Origin of the sequence: Lelliottia sp. 7254-16 (genome assembly GCF_002922995.1) — a bacterium.
Lineage (GTDB): Bacteria > Pseudomonadota > Gammaproteobacteria > Enterobacterales > Enterobacteriaceae > Enterobacter > Enterobacter jeotgali.
This window is the reverse complement of sequence record NZ_PQVS01000002.1, coordinates 74,877-87,269: the sequence shown is the minus strand read 5'-3', so window position 1 is coordinate 87,269 and position 12,393 is coordinate 74,877. Positions and strand designations below refer to the sequence as shown.

Genomic DNA, 12,393 nt, shown 5'->3' with positions numbered 1-12,393 from the left:
TCGTTATGGCAACTTTAACTGCAAAGAACCTCGCCAAAGCCTATAAAGGCCGCCGCGTCGTGGAAGATGTCAGTCTGACCGTGAACTCCGGCGAAATCGTTGGCCTGTTGGGTCCAAACGGTGCGGGTAAAACCACCACCTTTTATATGGTGGTCGGGATTGTCCCGCGCGATGCTGGCAACATTATCATTGATGATGAAGACATCAGTCTTCTGCCACTGCATGCGCGTGCCCGTCGCGGTATTGGCTATTTGCCGCAGGAAGCGTCGATTTTCCGCCGCCTGAGCGTATTCGACAACCTGATGGCGGTTCTGCAAATCCGTGACGATTTGACCTCCGAGCAGCGTCAGGATCGTGCAAATGAGCTGATGGAAGAGTTTCACATCGAACATTTACGCGACAGCCTGGGCCAGGCCCTTTCCGGTGGTGAACGCCGCCGCGTCGAAATAGCCCGTGCCCTGGCAGCAAATCCGAAATTTATCCTGCTGGATGAACCTTTTGCGGGCGTCGATCCAATCTCCGTTATCGACATCAAGCGTATTATCGAGCATTTGCGCGACAGCGGCCTCGGTGTGCTCATCACTGACCACAACGTACGTGAAACGCTGGCGGTTTGTGAACGTGCTTATATCGTCAGCCAGGGCCATTTAATCGCCCACGGCACTCCGTTAGAAATCCTCGAAGACGAGCATGTGAAGCGCGTGTACCTTGGGGAAGACTTCAGACTCTGATAGGGTAGAGGTTAAGTCACGCCAAAGCGGGGAAAAACGCTCTGAACATGAAGCAAGGTTTGCAATTAAGGCTCAGCCAGCAACTGGCGATGACGCCACAGCTACAACAGGCGATCCGTCTGTTGCAGTTGTCCACGTTAGAACTTCAGCAGGAACTCCAGCAAGCGCTGGATAGCAATCCTCTGCTGGAGCAAACCGATCTTCATGACGAGGTAGATACCCAGGAAAAGCAGGACACCGAATCCCTTGATACGGCAGATGCTCTCGAACAAAAAGAGATGCCGGACGAGTTACCGTTAGACGCCAGCTGGGATGAAATCTACACCGCCGGAACCCCTTCTGGCACACGTGCTGATTACCAGGATGACGAGCTTCCGGTTTATCAGGGCGAAACCACCCAGTCGTTACAGGATTACCTGATGTGGCAGGTGGAGCTCACGCCTTTCACCGAAACCGATCGCGCGATTGCCACCTCCATTGTGGATGCCGTGGATGATACGGGCTATTTGACCGTCTCTCTGGAAGACATTCTTGAGAGCGTCGGCAACGGCGATATCGATCTTGATGAGATCGAAGCGGTTCTGAAACGCATCCAGCGTTTTGACCCGGTCGGCGTGGCGGCAAAGGATCTGCGTGATTGCCTGTTGATCCAACTTTCGCAATTTGCAAAAGAAACACCGTGGATTGATGAGGCCCGACTGATCATCAGCGAACATTTAGATCTGCTGGCGAATCATGATTTCCGATCCCTGATGCGTGTCACGCGCCTCAAAGAGGACGTGTTGAAAGAGGCGGTGAATCTGATTCAGTCGCTTGACCCGCGCCCCGGACAATCTATCCAGACCAGCGAACCTGAATACGTGATTCCTGACGTTCTGGTCAGAAAGCACAACGAACGCTGGACGGTAGAACTGAACTCCGACAGCATTCCTCGCCTGCAAATTAATCAGCAGTACGCCTCCATGTGCACCAGCGTGCGCAACGACTCCGACAATCAATATATTCGTAGCAATCTTCAGGAAGCGCGATGGCTGATCAAAAGCCTTGAGAGCCGAAATGATACGTTGCTACGTGTCAGTCGCTGTATTGTGGAACAGCAGCAGGCGTTTTTTGAAAAGGGCGAAGAATTTATGAAACCGATGGTGCTGGCGGATATCGCTCAGGCCGTCGAGATGCACGAATCGACCATTTCGCGCGTGACCACGCAGAAGTATCTGCACAGCCCGCGCGGCATTTTTGAGCTTAAGTATTTCTTCTCCAGCCATGTGAGTACCGAAGGCGGCGGCGAAGCCTCGTCAACGGCTATTCGAGCACTGGTGAAGAAGTTGATCGCAGCGGAAAACCCCGCGAAGCCACTGAGTGACAGTAAGTTAACCACCATGCTGTCCGACCAGGGTATTATGGTGGCACGTCGAACTGTTGCGAAGTATCGAGAGTCTTTATCCATTCCGCCGTCTAACCAGCGTAAACAACTGGTTTGACCCAACTGATAAGGAAGACACTATGCAGCTCAACATCACAGGACACAACGTCGAGATCACTGAAGCCTTACGCGATTTTGTGAATACGAAATTCGCCAAGCTTGAACAGTATTTCGAGAGGATCAATCAGGTCTACATTGTGTTGAAAGTGGAGAAAGTGACTCATATCTCGGATGCAACCCTGCATATAAACGGGGGTGAAATCCATGCCAGTGCGGAAGGGCAAGACATGTATGCGGCTATCGACGGCTTGATTGACAAGTTGGCACGACAGCTTAATAAACATAAAGATAAACTGAAACAACACTAATTGTCCGGGCAGTTAACGGGTGCAGGGCGGCCTGTTGTGAAACACAACAGGCCATTTGTACAGTTAGCGCTTAGGTGAAATTATGATGAACAACGATTCCTCGCTTCAATTGAGTAGTGTCCTTAACCAGGAATGTACCCGCAGTGGCGTTCACTGTCAGAGCAAAAAACGGGCTCTGGAAATTATCAGTGAACTGGCTGCAAAACAGTTAAGCCTGCCGCCTCAGGTGGTGTTCGAAGCTATTCTGACCCGTGAAAAAATGGGCAGTACCGGCATCGGCAATGGCATTGCCATTCCGCATGGCAAACTGGAAGAAGACACATTGCGCGCCGTGGGCGTCTTTGTGCAGCTCGAAACGCCAATCGCCTTTGATGCGATTGATAACCAGCCGGTTGATTTGCTGTTCGCGTTACTGGTGCCCGCTGACCAGACCAAAACCCATCTGCATACGCTTTCGCTGGTGGCTAAACGTCTGGCAGATAAAACCATTTGCCGCCGTCTGCGCGCAGCCCAAAGTGATGAAGAGTTGTACCAAATTATCACCGAAGCGGAAGGCAATCAGGATGATGCGTAACCAGGCGATGGCCTTCACATCTGCAGTCGTGAGGAGAAACGGAACATGGTGCTGATGATCGTCAGCGGTCGTTCTGGCTCGGGTAAATCCGTGGCCCTGCGAGCGCTCGAAGATATGGGATTTTACTGCGTCGATAACCTCCCGGTGGTACTGCTGCCCGACCTGGCGCGAACGCTCGCGGACCGGCAGATTTCTGCCGCCGTCAGTATCGACGTGCGCAATATGCCGGAATCCCCGGAAATTTTCGAGCAGGCGATGAACAGCCTGCCGGAGAACTTCACGCCTCAGCTGCTGTTCCTGGACGCTGACCGTAACACGCTGATTCGTCGCTACAGCGACACCCGTCGTTTGCACCCGCTGTCCAGCAAGAATCTGTCGCTTGAAAGCGCCATCGACGAAGAGAGCGACCTGCTGGAACCGCTGCGTTCCCGCGCGGATCTGATTGTCGATACCTCCGAGATGTCGGTGCATGAGCTGGCGGAAATGCTGCGTACCCGCCTGTTGGGCAAACGCGAGCGTGAGCTGACGATGGTGTTCGAATCCTTCGGCTTCAAACACGGTATTCCGATCGATGCAGATTATGTGTTCGACGTACGCTTTCTGCCGAACCCGCACTGGGACCCAAAACTGCGTCCGATGACCGGTCTGGACAAGCCAGTGGCCGCGTTCCTCGACCGACACACAGAAGTTCACAATTTTATTTACCAGACGCGAAGCTACCTTGAGCTATGGTTACCTATGCTGGAAACCAACAACCGCAGCTACCTGACCGTGGCGATTGGTTGTACCGGCGGTAAACATCGTTCGGTGTATATTGCCGAGCAGCTGGCTGATTATTTCCGCTCACGCGGTAAAAACGTTCAGTCTCGCCATCGCACGCTGGAAAAACGTAAAACATGACCGTAAAACATACTGTTGAAATCACCAATAAGCTGGGCATGCACGCCCGCCCGGCGATGAAGTTGTTTGAACTGATGCAGGGATTTGACGCTGAAGTGCTGCTGCGTAACGATGAAGGCACCGAGGCCGAAGCCAATAGCGTGATTGCGCTGCTGATGCTGGATTCGGCAAAAGGACGTCAGATTGAAGTAGAAGCGACCGGCCCGCAGGAAGTGGAAGCGCTGGCAGCGGTGGTCGCGCTGTTCAACGCCGGATTTGATGAGGACTGAGTCCTCATCTAATACAATTTATTCCCCGTCATAAACGCTTCCCCGCCTAGCTGGCGCATCTGGCGCATAATCCACGCCTGACGGCTGTGGACATACCCTGACGGGGCATTCGCTTTAAAGCGAATTGGATTGGGTAGAACGGCCGCCAGAAGTGCAGCCTCGGAGATCGTCAGGCGACTGGCGGGTTTGTGGAAATAGCGCTGTGCTGCCGCCTCGACGCCAAACACGCCATCACCAAACTCGGCGATATTCAGGTACACCGTCAGGATGCGTTTTTTACTCCACACCGTTTCCATGCCCAACGTCAGGCCAGCTTCCAGCCCTTTTCGCACCCAGCTTCGTCCATCCCACAAAAACAGGTTTTTCGCCGTTTGCTGAGAGAGCGTCGACGCGCCGCGCACGCGGTTTTCGTTGCGCTCATTATGCGCCAGCGCTTTTTCAATCGAAGAGATATCAAAACCCCAGTGGTCCGGGAATTTCTGATCTTCTGCCGCAATCACCGCCAACCCCATCCACGGGGAAATCTCGTCCATACTCACCCAGTCAGAGTGCGCCACATAGCTGAAATCGCCCGTCAGCCACGCGCCGAGCTGCCGCTCTACCATTACCGCAGAAAACGGCACCGGCAGAATACTGAATAGCGCGATACCGCCGCCCCAAAAGACGGCCAGAACCAGCACTGCGCGCAGCAAAATGCGTTTCACCCAGCCGACAAGCGACCTTTTTTTACTCACCGGGAAAGCACCAGTACACGTTCAACCAGCTTCTCAATACCGATTGCCGCTTCCGCGATGTTTTGCGCCAGCATATACGCTGGAGTGGTGACGATTTTATTGTCCTCGTCGACAACGATGTCTTCCACCGGGCAAGGCACGTGCTCACCGCCCATCTCTTCGATCAACTCAGCCGTATCGATATCGGTGCCGATAGTGAGGCGCAGCGGGAAATCAAAAATTTTAGGCAACATCGCGGGGGCGATGCACATGAAACCCAGCGGCTTCCCCGCAGCGTGCATCATCTGGGCCAAATTTTTCAGCCCGTCATCGACCCGACATTCGCTGCCCTGGCTCGCAAAATTGCTCAAATTTTTTGCCGCGCCAAAACCACCAGGCACGATCAGGGCATCCAGTTCATCGGCGTTGGCCAGTGACAGAGGCTGGATATTGCCGCGAGCGATACGCGCCGCTTCAATCAGAACATTACGCGTTTCGGACATCGGCTCACCGGTGAGATGATTGATGACATCCAGCTGATTTTTATCTGGCGCAAAACAGACAGCTTCTGCGCCCTGCTTCGCCAGCGCGAGCAGCGTCAGAACTGATTCGTGAATTTCTGCGCCGTCATAAACGCCGCATCCGCTCAGTACTACACCCACCTTTTTCATTTTGCCGCCCTTCTCTTCAACTGTTTGAAGCATATTAATAATTCTGATTAAAACGCTATGCTTCACACATTTCACTGATTCCCGTAACAAATCATTTAAGATTTGCTATCTTATCTGCGTGCGGCCTAAATTTTCAGGCAGCGTCCATGCGAAAACAACACAAAAAATCCGGCGCGGCCACGATTTCCCTGGTGTTGGCGCAGTATTTCGCGCACCCCGGTCTAACCGGGGTCATTTTTTTGTACTTTCCACCCACGCTTTCAGCACATTCACGTCGTTTTGCCACTCTTGTTTCATCTCCTCAACCCACTCACCCACGTTATCCCACCATGCGGGTAAATCCGGAGACTGGATCTGCTGGCCCAACTGCTGCAAATGGCGCAATCCTATCGATCCAGCAGCACCTTTGATTTTATGACCTTCTTCGACAATGCCTTTCTGGTCGCGAGCCGTCAGATTGGATTCCAGCACGCTTAAATAACCCGGCATCATTTTCTCAAACACCGCCAGGCCATCGGTAATCAGCTTTGGACCCACCAGTTCGATGTACTGCTCAAGCATGGCGATATCCAGAAGCGATTGTGCTTTTTCACTCTCTACAGGCGTCATCATGTTTTCCTCTTCATCACAGGTGTCCCAGAATTTCTTGATCATGGCGGTCAGGGCGGGCACTGCCAGCGGCTTGCTGAGCACATCGTCCATGCCGGCATCGAGGTACTCTTTTTTGTCCTTCAGCACGTTGGCAGTCAGTGCCACCAGCGGCGGCAGCTCATCGCGAGCGTAACGACGCGTCAGTTCGCGCGAAATATCCAGCCCGGTCATATCTGGGAGCTGAATATCCAGCAGCACGAGGTCATATTCGCCAGGCGTGAACATCTCCAGCGCGGCGGTACCGGTCATCGCCACATCCACGCTGTTGCCCAGTTTTTCCAGCACGGAACGCGCGACAATCACGTTCAGCTCAATATCTTCGACCAGCAGGACGTGCAATGCAGGTAACGGCAAATCGTCATTTTCGAAGGTGTCTTCAACTTCTTCAGCAACCGCCGGAGCGTGGACCGTCAGCGTAAAGAGAGAGCCTTTGCCCTGTTGACTGGATACGGTGATATCCCCGCCCATGCTTTTCGCCAGACGGCGCGATACTGCCAGGCCGATCCCGGTTCCCGTCGCCGGTTTACCGCCATTGCTGTCTTTCACCTGGTAATACATGGCGAAGATTTTGTCCTGCTCTTCCTGCGGAATACCGATGCCGGAATCTTCGACTTCAAAGTGCAGCATATCCCCTTCGTCAAAGCGAATGCGCACCACCACTTCCCCTTTCTGAGTGAACTTGACGGCGTTGCTGATGAGATTCCACAGGATCTGACGCAGACGCGTCCCGTCCGTCACCACCTTATGCGGCAACGGCAGCGAAGGCTCCAGTACAAACCTCAGCCCTTTTTGCTGCGCCTGGAGCCCGGAAAGGTTCTCCAGATCGGCGAGGAACCCGGTAAAGTCTACAGGCTGGTTATCCAACTGGACTTTACGACGCTCCATCTTATCCATATCGATAATATCGTTGAAAATATTCCCCAGCGTCACCGCAGAAACATGGATGGTCTTGAGATACTTTTCCTGCTCGCTGGTCAGCTCAGTATCGAGAAGAATACGGCTCAGGCCAACGATGCCGTTCAGCGGTGTACGCAGCTCATGGCTGATCGTGGAGATAAAGGTGGTCTTGTCGCGGCTGGCGCGCTCAAGTGCATCCTGATAGCGCTTACGCTCGGTAATATCGCGGCCAAAGCCCATCAGCCCGTGGCGCTTGCCCACGCGATCGTAATACGGCACTTTGCGGATTTCGAAGCAGGCTTTACGCCCGTCGGGATAATCCAGCCACTGTTCGTAAGTCAGCGAGACGTTGTGACGGAACACCTTTTCGTCGGTTTCGATAACTTTGGCCGCCGCTTCCTCAGAATAGACATCCTGCGGTTTGAGGTGAACCAGCTGTTTTTCACTTTTCCCTGTTAGCAGCTCCATCGCCCGATTGCAGCCGGAAAACTCTTTATCTTCATTGCGATAGAAAACCAGATCCGGTGAAGCGTCGAGGAAAGAACGCAGGAAAGAGGATTGTTGTTCAAGCTGGATTTGCGTGACTTCACGCTCTTTCATCTCCACCTTCAGCTGTTCAAGCGTTGCCTGACGTTCAGCCTCTGCTTTTTCACGATCCGAGATTTCCTGATTCAGTTGCGCAATATTGTCTTTGAGCTGGACGTTAAGCTTCAGGTCACGCTCGCGCATCTCTTCCAGTTTTTGAACCAGCCGTGATAGACGCTGGCGCGACTCTTCCAGCTGTTCCACCACCACCGATAGGAAGTAGACCGCCCACGGGGTGATCAGCAGACCAAAGAAGATCGAGCGGATAACGTCGATACTTTCGACCTGGCCGTGCAGCACCATAGTGACAGCCATCTGCACGACAATCGCCAGTACCACCAGCGCCAGAGCTAACAGCAGTGAGAAACGTACCAGGCCGAGCTTCATCATCAGGTCGACGTAGTACTGCGCAAGCATACGAATTTGCTTCATAGGGGATCCCTTCACGACTTCATCGCTCAATAATACTCAAATTCGGGGCAAGGCGTTGAAGGTTGTGTGAAAAAGTGCGGAGTGAATCAGGAGAGAGCCTCACTCCCGGCGATGCGGGAGTGAGGAAACTGTACGATCAGGAGCGTCTGAGAAGCAGCCAGAGGCTTATCAGGAAGAACGAGGCACTCGGTAACAGCGCGCCAATCAGCGGAGGAATACCGTATACCAGGGTCAGTGGGCCGAAGATCTGGTCCAGCACGTAGAAGACAAAACCAAAGCTGATACCCGTGACCACGCGCACACCCATCGGCACGCTACGCAATGGCCCAAAGATAAACGACAGCGCCATCAGCATCATTACTGCAACTGACATCGGCTGGAAGATTTTGCTCCACATGTTGAGCTGATAACGCCCGGCATCCTGGCCGCTCGACTTCAGATACTTCACATATTGATGCAAACCGCTGATCGACAGCGCATCCGGGTCCAGCGCCACCACACCTAACTTATCTGGCGTCAGATTGGTCTTCCAGGTGCCTGAAACGGTTTGTGAACCGGTGATTTGCTTAGGGTCCTGCAGATTGGATTCATCCACCTGCGACAGACGCCACAGCTTCTTCGCCGGATCGAATTTCGCCGTCGTGGCATAACGCACTGACTGCAAACGACGCTGTTCGTTAAAGGCGTAAATGCTCACGCCGCCCAGTTCGTCATCGCCCTTCACCCGTTCGATATAAACGAAGTTGTTACCGTCTTTTGCCCACAGCCCTTGCTGCGTAGAGAGTAAAGAGCCGCCGTACATGGCTTGCGCACGATAATTACGCGCCATTTGTTCGCCCTGCGGTGCCACCCACTCGCCAATGGCCATAGTCAACAAGACCAATGGGATTGCGGTTTTCATCACCGACATCGCAACCTGCATACGGGTGAAACCAGAAGCCTGCATCACCACCAGCTCGCTGCGCTGGGCCAGCATGCCCAGCCCCAGCAATGCACCTAACAGCGCAGCCATCGGGAAGAAAATCTGCACATCTTTCGGTACGCTCAGAATGGTGTACATCCCGGCGCCCAGTGCGTCATAACTCCCCTGCCCGGCCTTTTTCAGCTGGTCGACAAACTTGATAATGCCGGAGAGCGACACCAGCATGAACAGCGTCATCATGATAGTGGTAAAAATGGTTTTACCGATATAGCGGTCTAGAACGCGAAACGCCTGCATTACACCGCTCCTTTACGCGTGAAGCTGGCACGCACGCGACGCATCGCCACGCTGTCCCACATGTTTAATGCCACTGCCAGCAACAGGTACAGGCCGTTGACCACCCACGTCCAAATCATCGGATCGAGTTTACCTTTGCCGCCATTAGACTTAATTGACGTTTGCAGCAGGAAGAACACCAGATACAGCAACATAGCCGGGAGCATTGACAGTACACGGCCCTGTCGCGGGTTGACCACGCTCAGCGGCACGACCATCAGTGCCATCATAAACACCGTGAATACTAGCGTCAGGCGCCAGTGCAGCTCTGCTCTAGCGCGGTTGGTATCGGTATTCATCAGGGTCCGCATGTCCATCTGCTCGGTATCCGTCGGATCGAGCGCCACGTTCTGATGGCCAATAATTGCCTGATAGTTCTGGAAATCGGTAATACGGAAGTCACGAAGCAGCGCAGTGCCTTCAAAGCGGGTGCCTTTGTTCAGCGTCACCACCTGAGAACCGTCTTTACGCTGCGAGAGCTGACCGGAATCCGCCACTACAACGGATGGGCGAGCATTGCCTTTGGTGCGGATTTGCGCCAGGAAAACATCGTTGAAGGTGCTACCGTTAACGCTTTCAATAAAGAGTACCGAACTGCCATCAGTGGCTTGCTGGAACTGGCCTTGCGCTAACGCCGCCATGCCAGGATTCGCTTTGGCTTCTGCCAGCACTTCATCCTGATGCCGGGATGACCACGGCCCGGCCCACATCACGTTCACCGCCGCAACGATACCCGTGAATAACGCCAACACCATCGCGGCCTTCACCAGCACGGCTTTACTCAAGCCGCAAGCGTGCATGACCGTGATTTCACTTTCAGTATAGAGTCTCCCCAGCGTCATGAGCAGGCCGAGGAAAAGGCTAAGCGGCAGAATAAGCTGCGCCATTTCAGGCACGCCTAATCCGAGCAGAGAAAGCACCAGATTTGTTGGGATTTCGCCGTCTACCGCCGCGCCAAGGATCCTGACTAACTTCTGACAGAAAAAGATCAGAAGTAAGATGAAAAGGATCGCCAGCTGGCTTTTGAGCGTCTCCCGCACCAGATATCTTATGATTATCACTTTAAATACGCCCGTAAAAACCCGTCTCTTTGCTGGAAAATTGCTTGTTTCATGGCTTAAACGTCATTTATTCTCTTGAGTCGTCGAAAACATCGCTAAGATTAAAAAACTCGGCGGTGTCGCGCTTCAGGATAATTTTTGACGTGTCGAAACCGTAGTAACGTAAGATTAACACGAAGTCACCACAACAGCGGACATGAGTTACGAAAGGTTTCAATTCTATCCGTAGCAGCCGTCGTTGTCTTTAAGATTCAGGAGCGTAGTGCATGGAGTTCAGTGTAAAAAGCGGTAGCCCGGAGAAACAGCGGAGTGCCTGTATCGTTGTGGGCGTCTTTGAACCACGCCGACTCTCCCCGATCGCCGAACAACTCGATAAAATCAGTGACGGCTATATCAGCGCCCTGCTGCGCCGTGGCGAACTGGAAGGCAAACCTGGGCAGACGCTGTTGCTGCACCATGTTCCCAACGTGCTGTCCGAGCGCATTCTGCTGATTGGTTGCGGCAAAGAGCGCGAGCTTGATGAGCGCCAGTACAAGCAGGTCATTCAGAAAACCATCAATACCCTGAATGATACAGGTTCAATGGAAGCCGTCTGCTTCCTGACCGAACTGCACGTCAAAGGTCGCAACACTTACTGGAAAGTACGTCAGGCCGTTGAGACCGCGAAAGAGAGCCTCTACAGTTTTGATCAGTTGAAGACCAACAAAAGCGAACCGCGTCGTCCGCTGCGTAAGATGGTCTTTAACGTCCCGACTCGTCGCGAGCTAACCAGCGGTGAACGCGCCATTCAGCACGGTCTGGCGATTGCCGCCGGTATCAAGGCCGCGAAAGACCTCGGCAACATGCCGCCAAACATCTGCAACGCCGGTTATCTGGCTTCGCAGGCGCGTCAGCTGGCAGATACCTATAGTAAAAACGTCGTCACCCGCGTCATCGGCGAACAGCAGATGAAAGAGCTGGGGATGCACTCATATCTCGCCGTCGGTAATGGTTCGCAAAATGAATCGCTGATGTCGGTCATTGAGTACAAAGGCAATCCGTCCGAAGACGCGCGCCCTATCGTGCTGGTCGGCAAAGGGCTGACCTTTGACTCCGGTGGTATCTCCATCAAGCCTGCCGAAGGCATGGATGAGATGAAGTACGACATGTGCGGCGCGGCAGCGGTTTACGGCGTAATGCGGATGGTCGCAGAACTTCAGTTGCCAATTAACGTTATTGGCGTGCTGGCGGGCTGCGAAAACATGCCAGGCGGTCGCGCATATCGCCCAGGTGATGTGTTGACCACGATGTCCGGCCAGACTGTTGAAGTGCTGAACACTGACGCCGAAGGCCGTCTGGTGCTGTGCGACGTACTGACTTACGTTGAGCGCTTTGACCCTGAAGCGGTGATCGACGTGGCAACGCTGACCGGTGCCTGTGTGATCGCCCTCGGCCATCACATCACCGGCCTGCTGTCGAACCACAATCCGCTGGCCCATGAGCTTATCGGCGCGTCCGAGCAAGCGGGTGACCGTGCGTGGCGTCTGCCGCTGGGCGATGAGTATCAGGAACAGCTGGAGTCCAACTTTGCGGATATGGCCAACATCGGCGGTCGTCCTGGCGGGGCGATTACCGCAGGCTGCTTCCTGGCGCGCTTTACTCGCAAGTACAACTGGGCGCACCTGGATATCGCGGGCACCGCATGGCGCTCCGGCAAAGCCAAAGGCGCAACCGGTCGTCCGGTCGCTCTGCTGTCACAGTTCCTGCTCAACCGCGCCGGTTTTAACGGCGAAGAGTGATGTTAAATGCCGGGTGGCGGCTTCGCTACCCGGCATACAATATGGCTCGTAACCGTAGGCCCGGTAAGCGCAGCGCCACCGG

The 12,393-nt window shown here is 53.9% G+C and carries 12 protein-coding genes; 7 read left to right on the top strand and 5 right to left on the bottom strand.

Going from position 1 to position 12,393, the window contains the following annotated elements; genetic code table 11:
* Positions 1 to 5: 5 nt before the first annotated feature.
* The 6 genes from lptB (at position 6) to npr (ending at position 4,265) form a co-directional block, all read left to right on the top strand.
* Entirely contained in the window at positions 6 to 731 is a 726-nt protein-coding gene (gene lptB / locus C3708_RS03180; protein ID WP_059177326.1) for an LPS export ABC transporter ATP-binding protein, read from the top strand.
* A gap of 47 nt (positions 732 to 778) precedes the next feature.
* The gene (gene rpoN, locus C3708_RS03175) at positions 779 to 2,212 is read left to right on the top strand and encodes an RNA polymerase factor sigma-54 (protein ID WP_103948841.1); all 1,434 of its coding nucleotides are present in this window, start codon (positions 779 to 781) and stop codon (positions 2,210 to 2,212) included.
* Between the two features lie 22 nt (positions 2,213 to 2,234).
* Positions 2,235 to 2,522 carry a ribosome hibernation promoting factor gene (hpf, locus tag C3708_RS03170; protein ID WP_095283584.1) on the top strand — a complete coding sequence of 96 codons (288 nt, stop codon included), beginning with the start codon at positions 2,235 to 2,237 and terminating at the stop codon, positions 2,520 to 2,522.
* A gap of 82 nt (positions 2,523 to 2,604) precedes the next feature.
* Positions 2,605 to 3,096 (top strand): PTS IIA-like nitrogen regulatory protein PtsN, encoded by a 492-nt coding sequence (ptsN, locus tag C3708_RS03165; RefSeq protein WP_095283585.1) that lies wholly within the window; start codon positions 2,605 to 2,607, stop codon positions 3,094 to 3,096.
* Between the two features lie 45 nt (positions 3,097 to 3,141).
* Positions 3,142 to 3,996, top strand: coding sequence for an RNase adapter RapZ (gene rapZ, locus C3708_RS03160; protein WP_095283586.1), 855 nt, complete (start codon positions 3,142 to 3,144; stop codon positions 3,994 to 3,996).
* Positions 3,993 to 4,265, top strand: coding sequence for a PTS phosphocarrier protein NPr (gene npr / locus C3708_RS03155; protein ID WP_095283587.1), 273 nt, complete (start codon positions 3,993 to 3,995; stop codon positions 4,263 to 4,265). The genes rapZ and npr overlap by 4 nt, the downstream gene beginning before the upstream one ends.
* A gap of 8 nt (positions 4,266 to 4,273) precedes the next feature.
* Here npr and mtgA read toward each other — a convergent pair whose 3' ends face one another.
* The 5 genes from mtgA to lptF all read right to left on the bottom strand — a co-directional run bounded on the left by mtgA (position 4,274) and on the right by lptF (position 10,533).
* Positions 4,274 to 4,999, bottom strand: a complete 726-nt coding sequence (gene mtgA, locus C3708_RS03150; protein ID WP_103948840.1) for a monofunctional biosynthetic peptidoglycan transglycosylase — start codon at positions 4,997 to 4,999, stop codon at positions 4,274 to 4,276.
* Positions 4,996 to 5,649 carry an isoprenoid biosynthesis glyoxalase ElbB gene (elbB, locus tag C3708_RS03145; protein WP_103948928.1) on the bottom strand — a complete coding sequence of 218 codons (654 nt, stop codon included), beginning with the start codon at positions 5,647 to 5,649 and terminating at the stop codon, positions 4,996 to 4,998. The genes mtgA and elbB overlap by 4 nt, the downstream gene beginning before the upstream one ends.
* A 231-nt stretch (positions 5,650 to 5,880) precedes the next feature.
* Positions 5,881 to 8,214, bottom strand: coding sequence for an aerobic respiration two-component sensor histidine kinase ArcB (gene arcB, locus C3708_RS03140; RefSeq protein ID WP_103948839.1), 2,334 nt, complete (start codon positions 8,212 to 8,214; stop codon positions 5,881 to 5,883).
* A 136-nt stretch (positions 8,215 to 8,350) separates the two neighbouring features.
* The gene (lptG, locus tag C3708_RS03135) at positions 8,351 to 9,433 is read right to left on the bottom strand and encodes an LPS export ABC transporter permease LptG (RefSeq protein ID WP_095283590.1); all 1,083 of its coding nucleotides are present in this window, start codon (positions 9,431 to 9,433) and stop codon (positions 8,351 to 8,353) included.
* A complete protein-coding gene (gene lptF, locus C3708_RS03130; protein ID WP_095283591.1) occupies positions 9,433 to 10,533 on the bottom strand; it encodes an LPS export ABC transporter permease LptF in 1,101 nt (366 codons plus the stop codon). The genes lptG and lptF overlap by 1 nt, the downstream gene beginning before the upstream one ends.
* Positions 10,534 to 10,799: 266 nt before the next feature.
* Between lptF and pepA the strand changes: the two genes are divergently transcribed.
* The gene (gene pepA / locus C3708_RS03120) at positions 10,800 to 12,311 is read left to right on the top strand and encodes a leucyl aminopeptidase (protein ID WP_095283593.1); all 1,512 of its coding nucleotides are present in this window, start codon (positions 10,800 to 10,802) and stop codon (positions 12,309 to 12,311) included.
* The last annotated feature ends 82 nt before the right edge of the window (positions 12,312 to 12,393 follow it).

Excerpts from the sequence above, each read along its gene's own strand:
- lptB (WP_059177326.1), top strand. The coding sequence starts at position 6 with ATGGCAACTTTAACTGCAAAGAACCTCGCCAAAGCCTATAAAGGCCGC.
- rpoN (WP_103948841.1), top strand. The coding sequence starts at position 779 with ATGAAGCAAGGTTTGCAATTAAGGCTCAGCCAGCAACTGGCGATGACG.
- hpf (WP_095283584.1), top strand. The coding sequence starts at position 2,235 with ATGCAGCTCAACATCACAGGACACAACGTCGAGATCACTGAAGCCTTA.
- ptsN (WP_095283585.1), top strand. The coding sequence starts at position 2,605 with ATGATGAACAACGATTCCTCGCTTCAATTGAGTAGTGTCCTTAACCAG.
- rapZ (WP_095283586.1), top strand. The coding sequence starts at position 3,142 with ATGGTGCTGATGATCGTCAGCGGTCGTTCTGGCTCGGGTAAATCCGTG.
- npr (WP_095283587.1), top strand. The coding sequence starts at position 3,993 with ATGACCGTAAAACATACTGTTGAAATCACCAATAAGCTGGGCATGCAC.
- elbB (WP_103948928.1), bottom strand. The coding sequence starts at position 5,649 with ATGAAAAAGGTGGGTGTAGTACTGAGCGGATGCGGCGTTTATGACGGC.
- arcB (WP_103948839.1), bottom strand. The coding sequence starts at position 8,214 with ATGAAGCAAATTCGTATGCTTGCGCAGTACTACGTCGACCTGATGATG.
- lptG (WP_095283590.1), bottom strand. The coding sequence starts at position 9,433 with ATGCAGGCGTTTCGCGTTCTAGACCGCTATATCGGTAAAACCATTTTT.
- pepA (WP_095283593.1), top strand. The coding sequence starts at position 10,800 with ATGGAGTTCAGTGTAAAAAGCGGTAGCCCGGAGAAACAGCGGAGTGCC.